The following is a 23,274-nucleotide window of genomic DNA, read 5'->3' as shown; positions in this document are numbered from 1 at the left end:
CCCAGTCGCCAATCACCAATCCCCAGAGTAAAGAAAAAAGATAAAAGCAATTAAGAACAATTAGATAAAAATAAATTAAAATAGACTTAAAGATAGATTATATCTACTTTAAGTCTATTTTGCTTTATTTTAATTTTAGTTTTGCATTAGCAAAACATCCTTCTCTGGTGACTGGGGATTGGCGACTGGTTACTAGAATAAAATTGCTTCACAATTTTATTCTACTGTTTACTAAATCCTCTTTTTCCTATATTATAAAAGTAAATGTTAAACATTTTATTACTGTCAATTTTAAGGTAGGTGAATTTAATGAATATACTGCTAGCTGAAGATGAACAAGATATTCGAGAGCTCTTAGAACTTCATTTAAGTAAAGAAGACTATACAGTATTTCAAGCTGAAGATGGTCTTGAAGCCTTGAAAATATTTAACAATGAACACATAGATTTGGCTTTGCTTGATGTTATGATGCCTGGGATAGATGGTTTTAAAGTTCTGAAAAAAATCAGAGAGGTTAGTGAAATACCCGTTATATTCCTAACTGCAAGAGTGGATGATACAGATAAAATTTTAGGTCTTGGCCTAGGTGCCGATGATTATATAGTAAAGCCGTTTAGCCCTATAGAAGTAATAGCCAGAATAGCAGCTCAACTAAGAAGATACTATAAATATACAAATGGTCATGTAAATAATTTGCTAATCATTGGTGATTTAACCCTGAATAAAGACAGTTTTACATTGTTTAAATGTAAAGAAATCGTTGAATTAAATCCTAAAGAATACAAAATTTTAGAACTTCTTATGGAAAATGCCTGTAAAGTATATACTAAGAAACAACTATATGAGGCCGTATGGGAAGAACCTTATTATGGTGATGATAATACCATAATGGTACATATAAGTCATATTAGAGATAAAATTGAGGACAACCCTAAATCTCCTAAGTACTTAAAAACAGTAAGAGGTATAGGGTATAAATTTGAAAAGGTACACCCATGAAAATTCAAAAGAAAAAAAGAAAAAGAAAAATTGCAAACTTACTTTTAAAGAACTATGTATTATTATATTTCTTAATGACTTTTATACTTTTAGTATCTTTAGTAATAACAATTTATGTTACCAGTATTTCTATCAAAAACGTTGATGAAACCAAACTAATAGCTTCTCAAATAATAAGAAATGACTATAAAACTATAAATGTTTCAGAAATACTGAGAGTTAATGGATTTATAGAGATAATCGATAAGGATTTAAATGTAATATATACAAAAGGAATTTCTGTTGAAAATAAAAAGAAATATACAAAAGAACAGTATTATAAAATGCTAATAAACAGCGGAGATAATTTTCAATACGAAAATGACTATATATACAGCTTTGCTTATAATAAAAACAAAGATTTCTTATTAGTAGTTGTTATACCAAATAAAAATTTACAAGCCTTATATAATAAAGACTCAAAAATCAAACCTGACTTTGTTATAAAATCTGTTGTATTTTTTTATTTAATAATTCTTGTATTGGGCATTCTTCTTTATTCCAGGTTAACTTCCAAAAACTTTGTTGCTCCTCTTAAAATATTACTAAATGGAGTTAAAAGAATTACAGAAGGAGATTATTCCACCAGAATTGATTTAAAATCACAAAATGAATTTGGTGATTTAAAGGACGCCTTTAATTTGATGGCTTCAAAAATAGAAGAAGAAAAAAATCTTAAAGAAAAGTCTGAAAAAAATCGTAGAAGACTTATCATGGATATATCTCATGACCTTAAAAATCCTCTTGCAAGTGTCATAGGATACTCAGATTTACTTATAAAAAATCCAGAAATATCAAATAAAGAAAGAACTAAATACTTAACTGTTATAGAAAATAACAGCATAAGAGCCAACAATCTAATTAAAGATTTATTTGAGTTTTCTAAGTTTGAAAGTACTGATTTTAATCTTAATCTTATAAAAAAAGATATTTGCGAATTTTTAAGAGAGCTTATTGCCCTCTATATTCCTCAAATGGAAGAGAAACATATCAATTATAATTTTGATATACCAGAAAAAAATATTTTTATATATTTTGATTCCCAAAGTATGGACAGGGCCATAAGTAATCTTTTAATAAACGCTATAAAATATAATTCCCCTTATATAAATCTGGATATAGTAGTTAAAGAAACTTTACACTCATTAGAAATTGTCGTTAAAGATAATGGAATAGGAATATCAAAAAACCTTTCAAAAGATATTTTTGAGCCTTTTGTAAGAGTAGACTCTGCAAGAAATTATAAAAGTGGTGGGACTGGACTCGGACTTGCCATAACCAAAACCCTGATACAAAAACAAGGTGGAACTATTGAGTTAGAAACAGATACTGATAAGGGATGTATATTTACAATCACCTTAAAAAAATAAGATGGAAATATTAGATTTAAGATTGATTTAAGATTTTGATAAGACTAATATAAGATAAAGCTGATATTCTATAATTAAAGGTATTAATATTTAGGAGTGATAAATAATGGTTAAGATTAAAAATGCTATACCTAACGCTTTTACTCTAAGTAATTTAGCTTTTGGAATTCTATCTGTAATAATGAGTTTTCAAGGAAATTATACTTTGGCATGCTACTGTATAATATTAGCTGGATTAATGGATAGATATGATGGTCGTGTGGCTCGGTATTTAAATGTTTCTAGTGAATTAGGAAAGGAATTAGATTCTTTAGCTGATCTTATATCCTTTGGGGTAGCACCATCTATTCTGGTCTTTAACATTAACAGCTTTCAGTACCTTGGATTAACTGGATATATTCTTGTTTTAATTTTTCCTATTGCGGGAGCATACAGACTTGCTAGATATAACATTACCTCTTTTGACGGAGTATTTTCAGGTATTCCAATTACAGCTGCCGGTATGCTGTTAGCTTTATATTGTTTAATAACTTTAAATAAGGGAATGTATGCAGGAATAACAATATTTTTAGTTATAATTTTATCTTATCTAATGGTAAGTAAATTTCAAATAAAAAAAGTATAAATATATGTCCCCAAAATAAAGTTAATGAAGAATTATTAAAAATATATTCATAAATAAAATTAAATATGCAAAAGCACTATCAACATTATTGAATTTGAATAATGCTGATAGTGCTTTTTTCTAATCATATAATTTTTATCCACTTATGTTATTTAATCTTGTAATATATTCCATTCAGTCATACCCCCTATTTAATGCACCTCTGTAGTGTTAGAATGTAATCAAAATTTTCATGTACTTTTAACTAATCCAGAGACTTTACAATTCTTATGAAATGTGAGGAGGTATAATTTGTGTGCTCAAATAATATAAAAGATGAAAAATTTAAAATGCTGGATGAATTTATTGATAAAGTTCCAAATAATCAAAGTTCTTTAATTGAAGTACTGCATAAGGCACAAGAAATCTTCGGCTATCTTTCGGAGGAAGTACAAAGCTATGTTGCTTACAGACTCAACGTACCCGTAGCCAAAGTATATGGTGTAGTAACATTTTACTCATACTTTACAACTGAACCTAGAGGAAAATATGTAATAAATATCTGTATGGGAACTGCATGTTTTGTAAAAGGAGCCAATCTTATTCTGGAAGAATTTGAAAGGAGATTGAAGATTAAAGCTGGTGAAACTACTGAAGATGGGAATTTTACAATTGAGGTTTTAAGATGTGTTGGCGCTTGCGGACTTGCCCCAGTAGTCACAGTTAATAATAAAGTTTACGGTCACTTTAAAAAAGAAGATGTAAAAAAATTATTAGAATCTTATTCAGATAAGGAGGTTTAAATCTTGAATAAAATTAAATCCTTCGAAGAACTTTTAAAAAAACATGATACATTTAAAGAACTTTTGAAAATGAGAATTGTATCTCATGAAGATGAAGTGCTGGTTGAAAATAAAAAATGCAAAAGAGAAATTCTAGTATGTTGTGGAACTGGCTGCAAATCATCAGATAGTCAAGATATTGTTAATAATCTCAACACTGAAATTAATAATGCAGGATTATCAGATCTTGTAAAGGTTCACATAACTGGATGTTTTGGCTTTTGTGAAAAAGGACCTATAGTAAAGGTAGACCCTGATAATGTTTTTTATGTGCATGTTAAACCTGAAGATGTGAAAAAAATAGTTGAACAGCATCTAATGAATGGCAATATTGTAGAAGAACTGTTATATGAAGAACCAACATTAAAACAAAAAGTTAAAAGACAGGATGAAATGTCCTTCTATCAGAAACAATACAGAATAGCCTTGAGAAACTGCGGGTTAATAAATCCAGAAGATATCAACGAAGCTATTGCTGCTGAGGCATATAAGGCATTAGGTACAGTTCTTACTTCCATGTCTGCAGATGAAGTTATACAATTAATAACAGATTCCGGTCTAAGAGGAAGAGGCGGCGGTGGGTTTCCTACCGGGAAAAAATGGGCTCTTGCCAAGCAATATGAAGCTGACCAAAAATATATTATATGTAATGCAGATGAGGGTGATCCAGGAGCTTTTATGGATCGTTCAATTTTAGAAGGAGACCCTCACAGCGTTCTAGAAGCAATGGCAATAACCGGATATGTCATAGGCGCATCAAAAGGCTTTATTTACATAAGGGCAGAATATCCTCTTGCTATAGACAGACTAAAAATAGCTATCGAGCAAGCACGTGAATACGGACTTCTAGGTGATAATATTTTGGGAACAGATTTTTGTTTTGATGTTGAACTGAAATATGGAGCTGGCGCCTTTGTATGCGGAGAGGAAACTGCATTAATTAATTCCATAGAAGGCTACAGAGGAGAGCCTACAAATAAACCTCCATTCCCTGCTGAAAAAGGGCTTTGGAATAAACCAACCAGTGTAAACAATGTAGAAACCTTCGCAAATATTCCAGCAATAATAAACAAAGGTGTACAGTGGTTTACTTCAATTGGAACAGAAACTTCAAAAGGTACTAAAGTCTTTGCCCTTGCAGGTAAAATAAATAATGTTGGATTAGTAGAAGTTCCTATGGGAACTACTTTAAGAGAAATAATATACGATATTGGGGGTGGAATCAAAGATGGTCGTAAATTCAAAGCAGTTCAAACAGGAGGACCTTCTGGCGGATGTATTCCTGCTTCCCTTCTGGATACTCCTATAGATTATGAATCACTTAATGCTATAGGTTCCATGATGGGTTCTGGCGGTATGATTGTTATGGATGAAGATAATTGTATGGTTGATATTGCAAAATTTTATCTTGAATTCACTCTCGACGAATCTTGTGGAAAATGTACTCCTTGCAGAATAGGAAATACTCGTTTATATGAGTTGCTTGATAAAATAACTCAAGGGAAAGCAACAGAGGTAGATTTAACAAATTTAAAAGAACTTAGTCAAATTATAAAAGATACATCGTTATGTGGTCTTGGTCAAACATCACCTAATCCTATTTTAAGCAACATGAGATACTTTATGGATGAATTCGAAGCCCATATAAAAGATGATCACTGTCCTGCTGGAGTATGCAAAGGTCTATTGAGATTTGAGATAACTGATAAATGTGTAGGATGTACTAAGTGTGCTAAAGAATGTCCTGTAGACTGTATTCTTGGAGAGGTTAGAAAAAAACATGTCATTGATCAAGAAAGATGTATAAAATGCGGAACTTGTTATAATGTATGCCCTGTTGATGCAATTATAAAAAAATAACAAAAGAGGTGAATACTTTGAGTTTAGTAACTTTAACTATAAATGATAGGGAAGTTCAAGTAGAAGAAGGAACAACAATATTAAAAGCCGCTGAAAAGCTTGATATTCATATACCAGTTTTGTGTCATTTTAAGCTTCATGATGATAGAACAATAAATGACCCAGGCTCCTGTAGAGTTTGTGTTGTTGAAGTAGAAGGAAGAAGAAACTTGGCACCAGCCTGTTCAACTCCAGTAACAAATGCTATGAACATTAAAACAAATTCCATAAGAGCTATAAAAGCAAGAAGAGCTGTTGTTGAACTCCTTCTATCTGACCATCCAAAAGAATGCTTATTATGCGAAAAAAATATGCACTGTGAACTTCAATCCTTAGCAGCAGAACTTGGAATTCGTGAAATTAGATACGAAGGTAAAACAACTAATTTTCCAACGGACAATTCAAGTTATTCCATAATTAGAAATATGGATAAATGCGTTCTCTGCCGACGCTGTGAAACAATGTGTAACGATGTTCAAATGTGCAATGTACTGAGTGGAATTAATAGAGGTTTTAATACAGTAGTTGCACCTGCTTTTAATATGTCTCTTGCTGAAAGTAATTGTACCTTCTGCGGTCAATGTGTAGCCGTTTGTCCTACTGCTGCTTTGACAGAAGTTAATTTTATTCCAAATACTTGGGATGCAATAAATGCCAAGGATAAAATTGTTGTTGTTGAAACAGCTCCTGCCATAAGAGCTGCCCTAGGTGAAGAATTTGGCTTAGAACCTGGAACATTAGTTACAGGCAAAATGGTAGCTGCACTTCGTGCTTTAGGTTTTGATTATGTATTTGATACAGATTTCGGCGCTGATTTAACAATAATGGAAGAAGCTGCTGAATTCATTCACAGATTAGAACATGGTGGAAGACTACCTATGCTTACAAGCTGCTGTCCCGCTTGGATAAATTTACTTGAACATCGCTTTGCTGATTTATTAGATATTCCTTCCACTTGTAAATCACCCCATCAAATGTTTGGAACAATAACCAAAACATACTTTGCTGAAAAAATGAATATAGATCCTAAGAACATCGTCGTTGTTTCCATCATGCCTTGTCTTGCTAAAAAATATGAGGCTGCAAGACCAGAAATGGAAGTAAACGGAGTTCGTGATGTTGATATAGTATTAAGTACAAGAGAATTAGCAAAAATGATTAAAGAAGCTGGAATTGATTTTCTTTCTTTAGAAGATGATAATTTTGATAATCCTATTGGTGAATCTACTGGAGCTGCTGTTATTTTCGGAGCATCTGGCGGCGTAATGGAGGCTGCTGTTCGTACAGCTTATGAATGGATAACTGGTGAATCTGGTCCACCTTTAGAATTTAATTCTGTAAGAGGTTATGAAGGTGTTAAGGAAGCTTCAATTAAAATAAAAGATATGGACATAAATGTTGCTGTAACAAATGGACTTGGGAATGCTGTTAAAATGCTTGATAATATTAGAGAAGGAAAAGTTAACTATCATCTAATTGAAATAATGGCATGTCCTGGTGGATGTATTGGTGGGGGAGGTCAGCCATATATCTATGGTAATACATCAATACTTCATAAGAGAATTGATGCCATTTATAAAGAAGATGTAAATAAACAATACAGAAAATCTCATGAAAATCCATCTATACAAAAATTGTATAGTGAACTTTTAGGAGAACCTTATGGTGAAAAAGCTCACCAGCTTCTTCATACTCACTTTCAAAAAAGATAAGAAAAGTGCTTAGCACTTTTCTTATCTTTTTGTCATAAGTGCTTTTACAAAAACTTCAGCTGCTCCCACATTTGTAGCAAGTGGAATACCATGAACATCACAGATTCTTAAAAGAGCAGATACATCCGGCTCATGAGGTTGTGCTGTTAGAGGATCTCTTAAAAAAATAACCATATCCATTTCTCCAGTACATACTCTTGCTCCTATTTGTTGATCTCCACCTAAAGGTCCAGATAAAAATCTATGAACGTTTAATTCTACCTTTTCACCTATTAGCTTACCTGTTGTACCTGTTGCAAATAATTCATGCTCTTTAAAAATATTTCTATATCTTTTTACCAAATCGATTAATTCTTCTTTCCTGTTATCATGTGCTATCAAAGCTATCTTCATAATCTTTCCCCCCTAAAAATTAATTTTCTTCCTTCGCATACCTATATTTAAAACCATTCCTATGGATATGCAACTAGAAAGTATAGAACTTCCACCATAACTCATTAATGGCAGAGTTATACCTGTAATTGGCATAAGTCCAACTGTCATACCTATATTTTGAAATATAGAGAATAAAAATGTTGAAGTAACACCTACTGTTACTACAGTACCAAATATATCTTTTGAATTTTTAGCTGTTTTAATAAACTTATATATAAGCAATCCATAAAGGAATAATAAAAATACTGCTCCAGCAAGCCCCCATTCATTACCAACAACAGCGAAAATAAAATCAGTATGAGCCTCTGGAACGTTATTTCCAGCTATTTGAAGTCCATGGGTAAAACCTTGCCCTACTATTTTCCCAGATCCTATAGCCATTAAGGATTGATTAAGTTGAAAACTCATTCCTTGCTCATAAGCTGACGGATTAATAAATGATTTTAATCTTAATTTCCAATAGGTCTTCATTAAAGGAGAATTCCATATAATTGCAATGAGACATAAAATTCCTCCTAGTCCTCCAAAGATAACCTTTAAATCAAGTCCAGCAATAAAGAAAACTCCAAGGACTATAAAAAATGTTACCATTGTCATTCCCATATCTGGTTGTATAACTATTAAAATCATAGGTAAAATTGCATAAAATGTTAACTTAAAAAAATTTTCAGGCTCGTTAATTTTACCCTCCATATCATCTAATTGCTTTGCCAGCATTATTAACATTCCAATCTTAGCAAATTCAGATGGTTGTATTGATATTCCACCTACACTTATCCATGAATTGGCACCTTTATGAACACTTCCTAATATAGTATCATTTAATACCAATAATACAATTCCTGCCCAATATATTATGGAAGCATAGTTGCCTATTAAAGCATAATCAATTAATAAAATAATGTATACTACAAAACTTCCTACACAAAGCCAAATCAACTGTCTCTTGGCAAAAAACATCCCTAAGTTTCTAAAAGTTGCACTGTATATATTAACACAGCTAAATAGTACTATAAGAATTGTTATAATTACAATACCATAATCTAGTTCTCTCAGCAATTTCTTACTTATCTTTAATTTTTCAAGCACGTTTATCCCTCCAATACAAATAAAATTATATCATATAAATGAAAAAAAACTATGTATAAGTTTTTAATTTATACATAGCTTTTAAACCTTTTTACATATGTAGGAAATCCTTAAATTGCTTATGAAAGTAAATCATACTACTATATTATCTTATCTTTCCTTCATTTTTTTAATAGGAATGCTTGCAATTAATGCTGGAGAACTTTCTTCAACTTCTTCTGTTCTAGTTAGTCTTACATCTATCTCGCCATCATCTATTACTACATATTTAGATATAACCTCTAAAATATCACTTTTCATCATTTCTAAAAGTTCAGGTGAAATATTAGATCTATCATGAATCAATATTAATTTCAATCTATCCTTAGCCACCTCTTTAGATGAAGGCTTACCTGAAAAAAATTTTAATAAATCCATGTAATACCTCCTCCTCCTATTTAAATTTAAATATTCTTTTTATTGATGCAAAAAATCCACTTTCCATATTAGCTATTGGTACAAAAGGTATTTCCTCTCCTAATATCCTTTTAGCTATATGATTAAATGCTTGACCTGCTGCTGCTTTGCTATTTAAAACTACTGGTTCTCCTTTATTTGTGGCTATAGTTATTTCTTCATCTACTGGAACAATCCCTATTAACTTTATAGCTAAACTGTCCAATATATCACTTACATCCAGCATATCTCCTCTTTTTACCATTTCATAGTCCAATCTATTGACTATCAGCTGATGATCCTCTAAACCTTTAGCATCTAATTTTCCAATAACTCTATCAGCATCTCTTACTGAAGTAACCTCTGGATTCACAACAATAAGTGCTCTATCCGCCCCTACAATAGCATTTTCAAACCCCTGCTCAATACCTGCTGGACAATCAATAATTACATAATCAAATTCTTGCTTTAATTCTCTAACCAGATTTAACATTTGCTCTGTATTAACATCATTCTTATCCCTAGTTTGAGCTGTGGGTAATAAATATAAATTTGAAAATCTCTTATCTTTAATAAGTGCTTGTTTTAATCTACATCTTTCTTCTACCACGTCAAGCAATGTAAAGACAATTCTATTTTCAAGCCCCATAAGCACATCTAAATTTCTAAGTCCTGTATCTCCGTCTACTAAAACTACTTTCTTCCCAAGAGAAGCCAGTGCAGTTCCAATATTAGCAGTAGTTGTTGTCTTTCCTACTCCTCCTTTACCTGACGTTATTACTATAGCTTCACTCATATGTTTTTCCTCCATTATACAAATTTATTAGGTAAATAAGGCTCTACAATTATTGTATCGTCTTTTATTCTCGCAACTTCAGGGTAAAATGTTTTTTCATCATCTTCTGGAGCCCTAGTCATCACATTAGCTATTTGAAGTATTTTAGGTTGAAGACTGAATGCAGCTATTATAGCTTTTGTGTTTCCTGTATTACCAGCATGAACATTTCCTTTTAAATTTCCTAATACTATTATATTTCCAGCAGCATAAATCTCAGATCCTGGATTTACATCTCCAATTATTACAACATTTCCTCCATATCTGATAATTTGACCACTTCTTAAGGTCTTACGATAAAACTTGGTACGCCCTTCATAGATACCAGAAAAAACCTTAAATTTTGCCTCTTCTTTATCTTCAAAAATACAATCTTTTATTAAAAATTCCTCAAACAATATATCTTTTAGTTTTATTAAATTTCTTTCACTAAGATCTTTCAGTTGAGTTGTTATTTTTATGGTGGCTCCTCTATAAAATCTCTTTCCCACTGATAATTTATTAAAAAACTCTTCAAGCATTTCTTGAAAATCTCTAAATTTATTCATGTCTATAACTGCATTTAATCCGTCTTTATTACCTTTTATTATTATACCGTCCTTAACCATACCAAACCTCCATAAATGTCCCTATTTTAATATTTCAACATTTTTTTTATAAATCCTTCAATTTATGAAAATAAATTTAAAAACCAGATAAATATTTATCTGGTTTTCTCTAGTTTTTTATCTTTCAACATTTATTTCAACTGCTGATTCTGTTTTTTCTTGTTGTCCATTACTTTGAATACTGAAATTATATCTAGGAACATACTCTGGATATTCTTTTTTCAATCTTTCTTCAAAATATTTTTCATAAATCGCTCTTGCAACAGGAGCTACGTATCCACCGTGTCCACCATCAAATATTACGACGCATACTGCTATCTCTGGCTTTTCAAAAGGTGCAAATCCTACATAGAAACCGTAAGATGTTCTTCCAAATTCATCTTGTATTTTAGCAAATGTAGCCGAACCTGTTTTACCACCATTTGATATAGGAAACCCTTCAAAAGCAGTACGAGCTGTACCATCTCCACTAGTAACATCTCTCATTCCTTCTTTAACAACATTCAGATTAGCATCTTTAATTTTTATTTTTTCTATAACCTCAGGTTTATATTCCTTTACCACTTTTCCATCCTGATCTAATATTTTATCAACTAAATGCACATTATATCTGTTTCCTCCATTAACAAGGGTTGCCATATAATTAGCTAACTGAAGTGGTGTAAATTGGTTTGTACCCTGTCCTATTGATGCATCATACACATTGTTTTGGTTATATATATTGAAATAAGCATCATCTATAGAATAAACAGCTGCCATCCATGCTTGTTCTACTTGATTTGCAGCATATGCCTCAAAAATCATCTTCTTGCTAGCATCTCCAGCATAATTTTTAGAATATTGATTATATCCATCAGTATATTTTTTCTTCAAATCCAGATCGTTGTTTGAAAGTTCTAAAAACATAGTTTTTATATCAGACGTACCTTTGGCTTTATATTGCATTTCTTCTAAAATTCTATTTCTAAGCTTCTCTTTTAATTTTTTAACTTTATTACTATCCTTTTCACTTTCTGTTATATCCACACCTATATAATGATTTCTATAATTAGGTGTTCTTGTGTCCGTTCCCTTTTGTAAAAAGTTAATTAAAGAATTCATGTAAAGAGCTGAAAAAATTCTTCTACCTGATTCTAAATTATATACTTGACCGAATTTTTCTGGAATTTCTATCCCTGTTGCTGGCTTAACTCCACTTGGAGCTCCAAGTCCAAATTTCCAAGCATAATGTGCTATAACATCAAATCCTCCATTATACTTTTTAGTCTGAAATAATCTATCTCCAACTTCAAAGAAAAAGTAGTTTATAGATTTCTCGATAGCTTTTGCCACAGTTACATTTCCAAAACTATAACTATTCCAGTCTTTACCTTTATAACCGTGTTTTGTGTAAATGAGACCATCATAGATAGTTTCATTAGGTCCTAATACTCCCTCTTCCAAAGCTGCAACCCCTACAAGTGGTTTAAAGGTAGAACCTGGTGGTATAAGACTCTTTGTAGCATAATTATATAACGGTTTAGGATATATATCATATCTATCCTGTCTTATGGTAGTATTATTTTTTATGGTTTTATCTAAAGGAAACAATCTTTGTATAATATCATTAAGATTTTTATTTTGATAAGCATCTCTTGCTATACCATTTCGATTTAATAAATTTTTAGCATACGCTTCACCAAAAACTTTTAAGTCAGGATTAAAATATTCAGCTTGTAGTTCTGGAGTCAACCGTCCAGGTACTGCAAACAAATTAGGATCATACCCTGGTTTGCTTGCTAACGCAAGTACTTTACCAGTATTTACATCAATAGCAACAGCAGCACCTCTTGTTGCATTTGTTGTATCAACATCCTCAACTCTCCCTTGAGCCTGTAAATTCTTCATAACTTGGTCAAGTGTCTTTTCAGCAGTATTTTGCAACTCACTGTCTACAGTCAACTGCACAGTTTTACCAGGATAAGGTTCTTTCCTACCAAGTTCCTTCATAATTCTACCATATTTATTTATCTGTACAATTTTCGTTCCTTTTGACCCTCTCAGTGTACTTTCAAAAGAACTTTCAATACCTGATGCACCTATATAATCTGTGCTTGTATCATATCCTCTTTCCTCATATTTTTCTTGTTGAGCTGGATTTATTTTGGATAAGTAACCTAAAAATGGAGAACCTAATTCCTTGTTAGGATAAATTCTTACTGGATCTACAGTTACCTCTATACCTGGAAGTTCATCATACTTCTGCATATATATAAATGCCGTATCTTTCTTGATATTTGTAGCAATTTCAACTGGTTTAAATCCTTTGAAACTCTGCTTCTTGATAGCATCCTTTACAAGCATCAATCTTCTTTTTAACTCTAAAGAATATCTATCTTTTTTAATATTATAAAGCTGAACTAAATGATTAAAGGTTTCTTCTGGCATCTCTTTAAATAAATCAGCAAATATCTTTTCCTCTTCTTTATTTTTAGTATCTATCTTATACTGCTTTAAATACTTCTCTAAAGTTTCCGTACCTTTAGCCTGGCTGCCTTTCATCTTATTAAAAAGATCCGTATATACTAATTTATTTTCTTCAGCATTAATATTATATAAATCTAACAGGTAGTTAAAAGTTCCTTCCGGAGTCTTTTTTAACAGTTCCTCATCAATCTTGTTTTTATCTTCCTCGGTTAGCTCTTCTATTTTTTTATTTTTGAAAAGTTCTCTTCTGACTTTTTCATCCATACCCCTGTCTTTCTTAAATCTCAACTCCATCCATCTTCGAGTATTTGGATTTTCGCTTCCAAATTCAAATCTAAAAGGGCTGATTTTAAGTTCAAATTCATCTCTCTGAGCTTCCCCATTCTGATCAAGTATTTGAAAAATCTTAAGCATAGTAGAGAAAAACTTTTTTTTACTTTCATCAGTTTCTGTAAAAACTAGAGTATATCCTTGCCTGCTTTCTGCTAATATTTTTCCCTTTGAATCAATTATGTTTCCTCTTGGTGGTTCAATAGGTATACTTCTAATGGATTTTTTACTAGTTTGCTCTACATAATAATCAGCTTGAAAAATTTGCAAATATACTAACTTAGAAATAATCAAAGAGAATATAAAGAACATAACACTCACTAATGCTGTATACCTATTAAATTTCTTATCTTTACTTTTCTTAACTTTTTTTGTTTTTAGCATATTAACCTTACTCATTTTATTATATCACCACTTTAAAATCTCCAATTTTTAACCATAAAATCCTTTTGACAAAGCTTATATAATCTATTGTACATGAAAATCGCCACTATCATATTATATACACTTATAAATAATGTTCCTTTTATCTCTATATATTGTCCTAATATATAGAGAATAACAAATATAAAAATTCCTTTTACCAAACTAAGTAAAAAACAAGTTCCAATTGGAACTAAAGATTTATCTTTAAATATGTTTTTTCCTATTTTACTAGCAATTAAACACATCCCCATATCTAAAAGCATATTAATTCCTAAAGAATCAGTTAAATAAATATCTTGTAATAACCCACAAAATATTCCTAAAAAAATACCGCTCCAACTTCCATTAATAATAGAATAACAAATTGCAAATACAAATAAAAGGCTAGGATAATAACCCTTTATTGCAAAAAATGGCATAAAGGTATTATCCAGTACCAAAAACAAAATTGACAAAAGTATTACTGTAAATATCTTCTTCATAACATATCACCTTAATATTTTACTTCCCTATCATTTTTAGGCACCACAATAAAAAGTTCTTCAAGTTTATTAAAATCTACACTTGGCTCTATTATAACATTTTTAATTAACTTGCCTTTGTCTTCTTCTATATCTATAACTGTTCCAATCTTTATACCCTTAGGATATAAGCCACCTAGCCCAGATGTTAATATAGCATCCCCTCTTTTAACTTTAGAATCCAAAGGAAGATAGTATAACTTTGCAAGAAGCTTATCATTTATGTCTCTATACCCCTTTACTACGCCATCATTTTCTCTTGTACTATTAACCAAACCTGCAACAGCTATATTCTCATTCACTAGTGATTGAACTATTGACCAATTATTACCCACAGAAGTCACTTGTCCAACTAATCCTTCTCCTGTAATAACTACCATTCTTTTCTTAATACCATCCTCTGTTCCTCTATTAATTACAAATCCATCAAGCCAGTTGTTACCACTTTTGCCTATAATATCACAGCCAATATATTTATATTCTTCTCTCTGGTTTTTGAAGTTTAACATTTTTCTCAAACGCTCATTTTCTTTTTCCAATGCATCATATTTTAATGCTTTATCCTGCAGTTTAGTATTTTCAGCACTTAATTCTTCATTTTCTTTTTTTATCTTTGAAAAATTTATAATAAAGCTTACATTACCCTTAATTTTGCTATTGAAATTATAAATAACACCTTGAACAGAATTTAAAACAACACCTATACCATTTTCCGCAGTAGATATTTGTTCTCTTTTTGAAGTATACCCAATTAAAATTAAAAAGCTAACTGACAGCACAATAACAGTTACTGTCAGTTTATTTTTTAAAAATGACATAGTCTTTTATTTTCTTCTAACCTTATCAATATTATCTAAAGCCTTACCTGCGCCTACTGCAACGCAGTCAAGTGGTGATTCTGCTATGTGTACTGGCATGTGTGTTTCAATATTAATAAGTCTGTCAAGTCCTTTTAATAAAGCACCTCCACCTGTAAGCATTATTCCTTTATCCATTATATCTGCTGCAAGTTCTGGTGGTGTTTTTTCAAGATTAGTTTTAATTGCATCAATTATAGCTGCTACTGGTTCTTTAAGAGCACCTCTAATTTCAGTCTCATTTATTTCAACTACCTTAGGAAGTCCAGTAACAAGATCTCTACCTCTGATTTCCATAGTTCTTTCTTTAGATAAATCAATGCTAGCTTCCTGTACAACTTCTTCACCTTCTATAACTTCTTCACTTTGTTTAAGCTCATCAGGTGTTCTTTCTGTTGGATATGCTGAACCAATTTCCATCTTAACATTTTCAGCTGTTCTTTCACCGATCATAAGATTATATTCTTTCTTAATATATGCAATAATTGCCTGATCAAGCTCATCACCTGCAACTCTTAAGGATTTACTTGTAACAATACCACCAAGAGAAATTACAGCAACTTCTGTAGTACCTCCACCAATATCAACAACCATACTTCCAGTTGGTTCATTTACAGGCAGTCCTGCACCTATTGCAGCCGCCATAGGTTCTTCCATAAGATATGCTTCTCTTGCCCCCGCTCTTTTAGTTGCTTCCTCTATTGCTCTTCTTTCTACTGCTGTAACTCCTGATGGAAAGCAAACAACAACCCTTGGAGTTGTAAAAGCTGATTTTGTAGTAACTTTAGAAATAAAACTTCTTAACATCTCCTCTGTAACATCAAAATCTGCAATTACTCCATCCTTCATAGGTCTTATTGCAGCAATATTTCCTGGAGTTCTACCAATCATTTGCTTAGCTTCATCTCCTACAGCTAAAACCTTGTTTGTTGTTTTGTTTATAGCTACAACTGAAGGTTCTCTTAAAACTATACCCTTTCCTTTTAAATATACCAACGTATTAGCTGTACCTAAATCTATTCCCATATCTTTTGTCATTCCAAATAATCCCACAATAATTTCTCCTTTCAAAATTAAATCTACAATATTGATTTTTCTTTTAAACTTATGTAAACACCATTTCCTATTATTATATGGTCTAATAAATCAATCCCCAATAATTTGCTGCATTCTTTTAACCTCTGAGTCACCTTTATATCTTCACCACTGGGAGTAGGATCTCCAGATGGATGATTATGGCATATTATAATAGAAGCACTATTCTTTCTGATTGCTTCTGAAAACACTTCCCTAGGGTGTACTATTGATGAATTTATACTTCCTATGGATATATCTTTTACAAACACAACAAAATTTTTGGTATTCAACATAATAATTCTTAAATGTTCTTTTTTTAAGCAGCGCATATCTTCCATTACTAAATTAGCAGCATCAGAGGGCTGTTTAATTATGTACTTATCTCCTGATTTAAAAGTTTTAAATCTCTTTGAAAGTTCTGCAATAGCTAAAAGTTGAGCAGCTTTTGCTGTCCCAATCCCTTTAAGACTCATAAACTCCTCACAATTCATGCTTAAAAGGCCATTTAAGCCACCACTTTCTTTCAAAATCCTGTTACTCAAATTAACAATATTTTCTTCATGAGTACCTGTTCTTAAAATAATTGCTAGAAGCTCACTATTAGATAAAACCTCCGAACCATATCTAAGCAATCTTTCCCTTGGTCTTTCATTTTGTGGCAAATCCATAATTTTAAAAGTATTATCCATGTATATTACTCCTTTTATAGATTTACCCCCATCTCCCTAAGCATAAATTTTACTTTGTTTAAAGGAAGCCCTACCACATTATAATAGCATCCTTCAATTTCTTCAACAAAGACTCCCCCAAAACCTTGGATACCATAGGCACCTGCTTTATCCATAGGTTCTCCTGTAGCTATATATTTTTTTATTTCTTCTTCTGTAAGTTCTGAAAATTTTACATTTGTACAGACATAGTCTGTTTTTAGTTCTTTTGAAAAAGTATCATAAATTGCAACTCCTGAATATACCTGATGAACATTTCCACTTAGAAGTTTTAACATCTGAAATGCTTCCAGCTCATTTTTAGGTTTGCCCAGTACATGTTCATTATAAGCTACTAAAGTATCACTTCCTATTATAACTGCATTTACATTTATAATTTCTGACACCGCCAAAGCTTTCCCTTTAGCAAGTTCCATTACATACTTTGCACAATCCCCATTAAAAACTACTTCTTCCTCTTTAAAATCGCTTATTATTACATCAAAATTATGTGTAATTCTACGCAAAAGACTTTGTCTTCTTTCAGAAGCTGAAGCTAAAACTATACGCACTTTATCACTCCTAGTATTTTCTATATAATAGCATTGCTATAATCACTCCAACAACAGCCATTATATTTATGTTAAAATTAATCCCAAAGGTTAATTTAAGCATTTTAAAATTTAATATAAATGGACTAGAAGTACCAATAGGATATGATATTTTCAAGAAATTTAGCATTTTTACATTACTACCCAAAATATCACCAATAAAATTTCCACCTATTGCTCCTAGTAGTATTACAAAAGCTAATAATCTATTTTTCCCATTACCCCTCACCATATATACCTCACTTAACTTTTATCTTATATAGTTTAACATTTAATAAAAACTTAAACAAGTATGTATATCTATTAAATTTTCTTAATTTTTTTTGAACATAACAAAAGCATTCAAAATATTTTGAATGCTAAAAAACTATTTATTTTAATTGATTTAATACATGATATATAAAAATATTCTGTTTTTCTATATCATTTTTTGAAATTTCTTCTGGTAATTTATTAATATTGTCTTTAATCTGTAATAATACTTTATAGTTAGAACTATTTTTGTCAACTTCTTTTAAATTAGCCGCCCATTCTTTTATTTGTTTAGTATGAACGGACTTTACTTTATCATCATATAACTTATGTATTATCTGCAAGTTTGCATCAACCATTTCACAAATCTGCATATCACATGAATCTTTAAGTTCAGACTTAAAATTTTTTCTTGAATACTCTTTCCCATCATTTTCAAGCTTCTTTATTACAGTTAAAGCTTCTTTTTCCGAATATATACCCAAAATAACTTTGATTTTATTTCCATCTTCTACAAAGAATGATTTTCCAAACTCAGATAATTCTACTTTTAGCCCTTGTGCATTATCTTTATTAGTAAAAACACCACATTGAATAGCTGAAAAGCTTGTTATATCACTTATTGTATATTCAGATTCCTTATTATTGGGATTTTCTTCTTTTTTATCTATTACCTTTGACTGATTTCCCTCTTGTGTACTTTTTTTAGATTTGTTATCTCTTTTTAGAAATATATCTGATAATATAGTTCCACAAACAAATGCCAAAATCAATATAACTGCTATTACAATTATAAAAACCATAAAATTATTATTTTTCTTTTTTAAATCATACCTAGTATATTTCATTTTCATCCCTCCTATACAATTAAAGCAAACATTTATCCTTTGACTAACAATTCTAATATTCTCTCTGAATTAAGTTTTTCTTTATCTACTTTAATTATATTTTTCTATGGGGATATTTATACTAAAAAATTCCGACCATAATTGACCGGAATTTTTTATATGTAAGAACTATATATTCATATATGTATATAAGTTAACTAATCTACAATTCTTCTTGCTGTTGAATATCTTGAATTATAATATGATTGGCCTAAGTCACTTATTGTAACTTCCTTTTTTCCAGATGATGCATGAATAAATTTACCATTGCCTATGTAGATTCCTACATGGCTGTCAGATCCTATTGTATCAAAGAACACTAAATCTCCTGACTTAAGATTATTTCTTGGCACTGTACTTCCCATTTGAACTTGGTATCCTGTATAGTGTGGTAATGAATATCCAAATTTACGATATACATATGATGTAAATCCTGAACAATCAAAAGCCGATGGACCTGAAGCCGCCCAGACATAAGGTCTTCCTATAAATTTATAAGAATATTCAACTACTCTTTCAGTAACACTACTACTTCCTCTTGAAAGTTTCTCTCGCTCTGATTGTTTATCAGGCACTTTTATAATTCTATTGCTTTCTAATTTGGTCGAACGAACATTTACACTTTGAGTTGTTCCTGATCCAATATCAGCCTTTGCTTCATAGCAATTAATAGTCATTGCAAAACCAAGCGCTATGAAAAAAACTGTTAGAATCATAATCTTATGTATAAAACATTTCATTTTTTTACCTCCTCACAGCAAAGACAACGTTTTCATTTCTAATACCCAACAAAATTTGTGTAAAAAACATACTTTCTAACTTATTATTTATAAACATTTAAAACACACATTAATTATTATATTCTATTCTATAACAGATTGTCAACAATGCCTGTATTATTTCATAACATTTCCACTAATAACCGCATTTATTGTATTATTCTCGCCAAAACCCAAAATTTGTTTTCTGTATTCTTTCCTGATTCTTGCGAAAATTTTAAAACCCGAAATTTAATTTTTCTTAAAAAGCTTATAAAACTAAAGTCTTTTTCCTTAACCTTTGCATAAAAATTACATATCCCACACTCAACGCAAAAATATTTTATTATCTCTTTTAGTACTTTACCTCCTAAACCCTTACCCCTAAGGGAATGATCCAGTATCATATATCCTAGCCAAACCTCATTAGGATTTTTGAACTCAATTCTCCCTTTTATAATTCCAATAAGTTGTTTATTTCTAATTATCTTTAAAAAAAACTCACACTCACTTAAATAATATTCTAAAAATCTTTCATAAAATTGATTTTTATTCATAGTTTCTTGTTGCCGCTTATACAGAAAATTTTCTTCCTTAACGTACCATTTATATATACTTTCCAAATCTTCTTTTTCTATACTTAAAATTTCTATATTTTCAAATTTTAATCTTATATCAAACATACTTTACACCTCTTTAATTACTTCTACGCAAACACTAAATTTCCTTTTAAAAAATAACCTCTAAAGTATTTATACTTTAGAGGTTATTTTTTACTATTCAATTAATCATCATAATACATTAAAGCTAATCTGATTATTCTCCTGCATAATAATCTGGCAGCCGGATATGGTATTCCATACATTCTCATATATCTAAATATCCTAGGATTATATCTTTCAATTTTTCTACATATTCTATTTACTTCACTAGGTTTATACGTTTTCTTTTTTCTAATATCCTCGATTTCATCATCTTCAAACTCTCCATACCTAGCTTCATCCATTTCCATAAATCCCTCTTCATTCATCATACTAAACATTCTCATCATATCAGGCATCATAGGCATAGAGGGTGTTGCCCTTCCAGGCATACCCATTTGCATATACATTGGCATAGGTACCAAATCATATTCCATATCCATTCTATCTTCACAATTTAAATCCATATACATACCTCCATAATATTTAGCTACATTATAAAGTATGCACAGATTTAATATTTAAGCACTTTTAATACAGGTATATTATTCCATTGCTATAAGATTAATTTTCACTACATTCTTCATTGCCTTTATTTCTTCAATCAAATCATTTAATTCAATACTCATATTTGAAATATCAAAAGTTATTGTTACATTAGAGGCATTATTGATAGGTATATCTTGATTTATAGTTAATACATTTCCATTAACCTGAGCTATTCTGTCCAGCAATTTAGACAAAGTTCCTACCTCATGACAGATTGAGAATCCAATGGTAGCTTTCTGGACGTAAGTTGCTTCTGCAACAGTAAAAACAAAATCTTTATATTTATAATATGAGCTTCTGCTTATTCCTACCTCTCTAACAGCTTCAGAAATATCTTTTACTTTACCTGTCTTTAAAAGTTCTTTAGCTTGGACCACTTTTTCAAAAACTTCTGGTAAAATCTTTGTATTTATTATCAAGTACTTATCCATCTTTCCTCCTATATATTCATTATATATATTATGGTTTTCCAAATATTTTTCAAATATGTTTTATTCAAACTTTTCTTCCAAATTATTAAAGTAAAATATAAAAAGTTAATATGCAGCTACTTTTTTTTTATTTTTATTATAACAGAAAGTGTTTATATATAACAATAAATTTCAACAAACATATTTTTACTGGTTTTCGTTGCATTAATTGTATCATATCATGAAATGAAATATAATCTTACATATTTTCAAATAACTACTGCAATAGGAACAATTTAATAAAATACGTGTCAAATACTAAGACAAAATCAAAAAACTACTACACGTCCACCCAATTATTTACAAAAGGTCGTGTAATAGTTTTATCCTTGTATATCAGCCTTAATTGGCTCAAATTCTAACTTTATGGTGCAGAAGACGGGACTTGAACCCGTACACCTCACGGTACACGCCCCTTAAACGTGCGCGTCTGCCGATTCCGCCACTCCTGCTTAAGTATATATTTTTCACGTAATATTATTATACTACCATAATATTAACTGTCAAGTCTCTTAGAAAAATTTTTCAAATATACCTGCCAAATACTATTGTCTATTCGCTGTCCACTGTCAATTCTCAATTATTTACTATAACAAATTCAAAAATTCATTATCTATACTCATCACCATATAAATATTTGTATACATTATAATTCACTTTAACTTTTTTTATATATTTATCTGTCTCTTCAAAAGGTATATAGTGAAGATTTTGTCCATCTTTAGATTTTTTTTCATCCTTAAGCCACTTTTTAACATTACCTCTTCCACCATTGTATGCTGCCAATATTAACTCCATATTAGCACCAAATTCTTCTCTCAAGTCATTTAAATACCAGCATCCCATATCTATATTTAACTCAGGATCATACAGCATTTCTACTTCAAAATCCTTAATACCCATTTTTTGAGAAACTTCTTTCGCAGTAGAAGGCGTCATCTGCATTAGTCCAATAGCATTTTTCTTTGAACGTGCATCTTTATTAAAATTACTCTCTGTTTTTATCACAGCCGCAATAACATAAGGGTTAAAATTGTACTTGACTGAATATTTCTTTATATAATTATCATATTTTATTGGATATATTTTTCTTCCTATAGCTTTTGCATTCATTATTATTACTATTAATATAATAATAACAACTAACCCTCTAATTCTTTTTTTAGACTTCATTACTGCCTCCTGTTTTGTCTAATTTCCGTCAATATACTCTCTAATTGCTTCTCTGTATACTTCAAATCTCGTCTATTATCAATTATATAATCTACTGCTTCTTTTTTATCCTCAATACACATTTGAGAATTGATTCTGTTTAATATTTCCTCTTCTTTAAATTTATCTCTTGCCATTACACGTTTTATTTGGAGTTCTCTGTCAATCCACACTAATATATTAAAATCCATTTCTTTATGTATACAATGTTCTATTAAAGTAGGGGCATCCACTACACAGATGCTCTCACCCATTTCATTATATCTTTCTATTCTATTGAATATTTCTTTTTTTATATATGGAATTAGTATATTCTCTAACTTTTTTCTCAATTCACTGCTGCCAAAAATATAATTCCCAATTTCTCTTCTTTTCAACTTTCCTTTTTCATCAATAAATTCAGTTCCAAAAGTATCCTTTATTTCTTCCAGAGTTTCTGGATACAACTCCAGAACCTCTCTTGAAATAATGTCAACATCTATAACTGGAATATTTTTTTCTAAAAGCATTTTTGTTACTGTACTCTTTCCACTCCCTATTCCACCAGTTAAACCAATTCTGATCATAATTTTCCCCCTAACTG

Annotated in this window: 25 protein-coding genes and 1 tRNA gene; 6 read left to right on the top strand and 20 right to left on the bottom strand. The window is 30.6% G+C overall.

Annotation, left to right across the window (positions count from 1 at the left end; translation table 11 throughout):
* Positions 1-309: 309 nt before the first annotated feature.
* From OIO11_RS07065 to OIO11_RS07040, 6 genes are all read left to right on the top strand, one after another.
* A complete protein-coding gene (locus OIO11_RS07065; RefSeq protein WP_268070732.1) occupies positions 310-999 on the top strand; it encodes a response regulator transcription factor in 690 nt (229 codons plus the stop codon).
* Positions 996-2,408 carry a HAMP domain-containing sensor histidine kinase gene (locus OIO11_RS07060; RefSeq protein ID WP_268070731.1) on the top strand — a complete coding sequence of 471 codons (1,413 nt, stop codon included), beginning with the start codon at positions 996-998 and terminating at the stop codon, positions 2,406-2,408. Before OIO11_RS07065 ends, OIO11_RS07060 begins: the two co-directional genes overlap by 4 nt.
* Before the next feature lie 106 nt (positions 2,409-2,514).
* Positions 2,515-3,033 carry a CDP-diacylglycerol--serine O-phosphatidyltransferase gene (gene pssA / locus OIO11_RS07055; protein WP_268070730.1) on the top strand — a complete coding sequence of 173 codons (519 nt, stop codon included), beginning with the start codon at positions 2,515-2,517 and terminating at the stop codon, positions 3,031-3,033.
* A gap of 293 nt (positions 3,034-3,326) precedes the next feature.
* Complete coding sequence (nuoE, locus tag OIO11_RS07050; RefSeq protein WP_268070729.1) at positions 3,327-3,815, top strand: NADH-quinone oxidoreductase subunit NuoE; 489 nt, start codon at positions 3,327-3,329, stop codon at positions 3,813-3,815.
* 3 nt (positions 3,816-3,818) lie between these two features.
* Positions 3,819-5,714 (top strand): NADH-quinone oxidoreductase subunit NuoF, encoded by a 1,896-nt coding sequence (locus OIO11_RS07045; protein ID WP_326497928.1) that lies wholly within the window; start codon positions 3,819-3,821, stop codon positions 5,712-5,714.
* A gap of 17 nt (positions 5,715-5,731) precedes the next feature.
* Entirely contained in the window at positions 5,732-7,465 is a 1,734-nt protein-coding gene (locus OIO11_RS07040) for an NADH-dependent [FeFe] hydrogenase, group A6 (RefSeq protein ID WP_268070728.1), read from the top strand.
* 21 nt (positions 7,466-7,486) lie between these two features.
* On the opposite strand, the gene mgsA is transcribed toward OIO11_RS07040, so the two are convergent.
* From mgsA to coaE, 20 genes are all read right to left on the bottom strand, one after another.
* Positions 7,487-7,858 carry a methylglyoxal synthase gene (mgsA, locus tag OIO11_RS07035; protein ID WP_268070727.1) on the bottom strand — a complete coding sequence of 124 codons (372 nt, stop codon included), beginning with the start codon at positions 7,856-7,858 and terminating at the stop codon, positions 7,487-7,489.
* Between the two features lie 12 nt (positions 7,859-7,870).
* Positions 7,871-8,989: a rod shape-determining protein RodA gene (rodA, locus tag OIO11_RS07030; RefSeq protein ID WP_268070726.1), complete on the bottom strand. Its 1,119-nt coding sequence runs from the start codon at positions 8,987-8,989 to the stop codon at positions 7,871-7,873.
* Between the two features lie 150 nt (positions 8,990-9,139).
* Positions 9,140-9,406, bottom strand: a complete 267-nt coding sequence (gene minE, locus OIO11_RS07025; protein ID WP_268070725.1) for a cell division topological specificity factor MinE — start codon at positions 9,404-9,406, stop codon at positions 9,140-9,142.
* Positions 9,407-9,422: 16 nt separating this feature from the next.
* Positions 9,423-10,220 (bottom strand): septum site-determining protein MinD, encoded by a 798-nt coding sequence (gene minD / locus OIO11_RS07020; protein WP_268070724.1) that lies wholly within the window; start codon positions 10,218-10,220, stop codon positions 9,423-9,425.
* Positions 10,221-10,234: 14 nt separating this feature from the next.
* Positions 10,235-10,867 carry a septum site-determining protein MinC gene (gene minC, locus OIO11_RS07015; protein WP_268070723.1) on the bottom strand — a complete coding sequence of 211 codons (633 nt, stop codon included), beginning with the start codon at positions 10,865-10,867 and terminating at the stop codon, positions 10,235-10,237.
* Between the two features lie 117 nt (positions 10,868-10,984).
* Positions 10,985-13,975, bottom strand: coding sequence for a penicillin-binding transpeptidase domain-containing protein (locus tag OIO11_RS07010; protein WP_442781252.1), 2,991 nt, complete (start codon positions 13,973-13,975; stop codon positions 10,985-10,987).
* Between the two features lie 104 nt (positions 13,976-14,079).
* On the bottom strand, positions 14,080-14,571 hold the full coding sequence (gene mreD / locus OIO11_RS07005; protein ID WP_268070721.1) for a rod shape-determining protein MreD: 492 nt from the start codon (positions 14,569-14,571) through the stop codon (positions 14,080-14,082).
* Between the two features lie 11 nt (positions 14,572-14,582).
* Positions 14,583-15,428, bottom strand: coding sequence for a rod shape-determining protein MreC (gene mreC, locus OIO11_RS07000; protein ID WP_268070720.1), 846 nt, complete (start codon positions 15,426-15,428; stop codon positions 14,583-14,585).
* A 6-nt stretch (positions 15,429-15,434) separates the two neighbouring features.
* Complete coding sequence (locus tag OIO11_RS06995) at positions 15,435-16,520, bottom strand: rod shape-determining protein (RefSeq protein WP_326497927.1); 1,086 nt, start codon at positions 16,518-16,520, stop codon at positions 15,435-15,437.
* Between the two features lie 26 nt (positions 16,521-16,546).
* On the bottom strand, positions 16,547-17,233 hold the full coding sequence (gene radC, locus OIO11_RS06990) for a RadC family protein (protein WP_268070719.1): 687 nt from the start codon (positions 17,231-17,233) through the stop codon (positions 16,547-16,549).
* Positions 17,234-17,247: 14 nt separating this feature from the next.
* Positions 17,248-17,823, bottom strand: coding sequence for a Maf-like protein (locus OIO11_RS06985; RefSeq protein ID WP_268070718.1), 576 nt, complete (start codon positions 17,821-17,823; stop codon positions 17,248-17,250).
* A 10-nt stretch (positions 17,824-17,833) separates the two neighbouring features.
* A complete protein-coding gene (locus tag OIO11_RS06980) occupies positions 17,834-18,094 on the bottom strand; it encodes a DUF4321 domain-containing protein (RefSeq protein ID WP_442781249.1) in 261 nt (86 codons plus the stop codon).
* Between the two features lie 139 nt (positions 18,095-18,233).
* Positions 18,234-18,962 (bottom strand): SPOR domain-containing protein, encoded by a 729-nt coding sequence (locus OIO11_RS06975; RefSeq protein WP_268070716.1) that lies wholly within the window; start codon positions 18,960-18,962, stop codon positions 18,234-18,236.
* 197 nt (positions 18,963-19,159) lie between these two features.
* Positions 19,160-19,741: a C40 family peptidase gene (locus OIO11_RS06970; protein ID WP_268070715.1), complete on the bottom strand. Its 582-nt coding sequence runs from the start codon at positions 19,739-19,741 to the stop codon at positions 19,160-19,162.
* 188 nt (positions 19,742-19,929) lie between these two features.
* Entirely contained in the window at positions 19,930-20,442 is a 513-nt protein-coding gene (locus tag OIO11_RS06965) for a GNAT family N-acetyltransferase (protein WP_268070714.1), read from the bottom strand.
* 101 nt (positions 20,443-20,543) lie between these two features.
* Positions 20,544-20,927 (bottom strand): hypothetical protein, encoded by a 384-nt coding sequence (locus tag OIO11_RS06960; RefSeq protein WP_268070713.1) that lies wholly within the window; start codon positions 20,925-20,927, stop codon positions 20,544-20,546.
* Between the two features lie 78 nt (positions 20,928-21,005).
* The gene (locus OIO11_RS06955; protein WP_268070712.1) at positions 21,006-21,440 is read right to left on the bottom strand and encodes an ACT domain-containing protein; all 435 of its coding nucleotides are present in this window, start codon (positions 21,438-21,440) and stop codon (positions 21,006-21,008) included.
* A 406-nt stretch (positions 21,441-21,846) separates the two neighbouring features.
* Positions 21,847-21,931 (bottom strand) — tRNA-Leu (locus tag OIO11_RS06950).
* Between the two features lie 157 nt (positions 21,932-22,088).
* Positions 22,089-22,652 carry a lytic transglycosylase domain-containing protein gene (locus OIO11_RS06945; protein WP_268070711.1) on the bottom strand — a complete coding sequence of 188 codons (564 nt, stop codon included), beginning with the start codon at positions 22,650-22,652 and terminating at the stop codon, positions 22,089-22,091.
* A complete protein-coding gene (gene coaE / locus OIO11_RS06940) occupies positions 22,652-23,257 on the bottom strand; it encodes a dephospho-CoA kinase (protein WP_268070710.1) in 606 nt (201 codons plus the stop codon). The genes OIO11_RS06945 and coaE overlap by 1 nt, the downstream gene beginning before the upstream one ends.
* Positions 23,258-23,274: the final 17 nt, after the last annotated feature.

The sequence above is a fragment of the Clostridium sp. ZS2-4 genome (assembly GCF_026719745.1).
Classification (GTDB): domain Bacteria; phylum Bacillota; class Clostridia; order Clostridiales; family Clostridiaceae; genus Clostridium_H.
The sequence above is the reverse complement of the archived record's forward strand: the minus strand, read 5'-3'. Positions and strand labels throughout refer to the sequence as shown.

Excerpts from the sequence above, each read along its gene's own strand:
- OIO11_RS06980 (WP_442781249.1), bottom strand. The coding sequence starts at position 18,094 with ATGGTGAGGGGTAATGGGAAAAATAGATTATTAGCTTTTGTAATACTA.
- OIO11_RS07065 (WP_268070732.1), top strand. The coding sequence starts at position 310 with ATGAATATACTGCTAGCTGAAGATGAACAAGATATTCGAGAGCTCTTA.
- OIO11_RS06960 (WP_268070713.1), bottom strand. The coding sequence starts at position 20,927 with ATGGATTTAAATTGTGAAGATAGAATGGATATGGAATATGATTTGGTA.
- pssA (WP_268070730.1), top strand. The coding sequence starts at position 2,515 with ATGGTTAAGATTAAAAATGCTATACCTAACGCTTTTACTCTAAGTAAT.
- minD (WP_268070724.1), bottom strand. The coding sequence starts at position 10,220 with ATGAGTGAAGCTATAGTAATAACGTCAGGTAAAGGAGGAGTAGGAAAG.
- mreD (WP_268070721.1), bottom strand. The coding sequence starts at position 14,571 with ATGAAGAAGATATTTACAGTAATACTTTTGTCAATTTTGTTTTTGGTA.
- mgsA (WP_268070727.1), bottom strand. The coding sequence starts at position 7,858 with ATGAAGATAGCTTTGATAGCACATGATAACAGGAAAGAAGAATTAATC.
- OIO11_RS06945 (WP_268070711.1), bottom strand. The coding sequence starts at position 22,652 with ATGAAGTCTAAAAAAAGAATTAGAGGGTTAGTTGTTATTATTATATTA.
- OIO11_RS06955 (WP_268070712.1), bottom strand. The coding sequence starts at position 21,440 with ATGGATAAGTACTTGATAATAAATACAAAGATTTTACCAGAAGTTTTT.
- OIO11_RS06975 (WP_268070716.1), bottom strand. The coding sequence starts at position 18,962 with ATGAAATATACTAGGTATGATTTAAAAAAGAAAAATAATAATTTTATG.
- OIO11_RS06970 (WP_268070715.1), bottom strand. The coding sequence starts at position 19,741 with ATGAAATGTTTTATACATAAGATTATGATTCTAACAGTTTTTTTCATA.
- OIO11_RS06965 (WP_268070714.1), bottom strand. The coding sequence starts at position 20,442 with ATGTTTGATATAAGATTAAAATTTGAAAATATAGAAATTTTAAGTATA.
- radC (WP_268070719.1), bottom strand. The coding sequence starts at position 17,233 with ATGGATAATACTTTTAAAATTATGGATTTGCCACAAAATGAAAGACCA.
- OIO11_RS07060 (WP_268070731.1), top strand. The coding sequence starts at position 996 with ATGAAAATTCAAAAGAAAAAAAGAAAAAGAAAAATTGCAAACTTACTT.
- OIO11_RS07010 (WP_442781252.1), bottom strand. The coding sequence starts at position 13,975 with ATGTTCTTTATATTCTCTTTGATTATTTCTAAGTTAGTATATTTGCAA.
- minE (WP_268070725.1), bottom strand. The coding sequence starts at position 9,406 with ATGGATTTATTAAAATTTTTTTCAGGTAAGCCTTCATCTAAAGAGGTG.
- minC (WP_268070723.1), bottom strand. The coding sequence starts at position 10,867 with ATGGTTAAGGACGGTATAATAATAAAAGGTAATAAAGACGGATTAAAT.
- mreC (WP_268070720.1), bottom strand. The coding sequence starts at position 15,428 with ATGTCATTTTTAAAAAATAAACTGACAGTAACTGTTATTGTGCTGTCA.
- coaE (WP_268070710.1), bottom strand. The coding sequence starts at position 23,257 with ATGATCAGAATTGGTTTAACTGGTGGAATAGGGAGTGGAAAGAGTACA.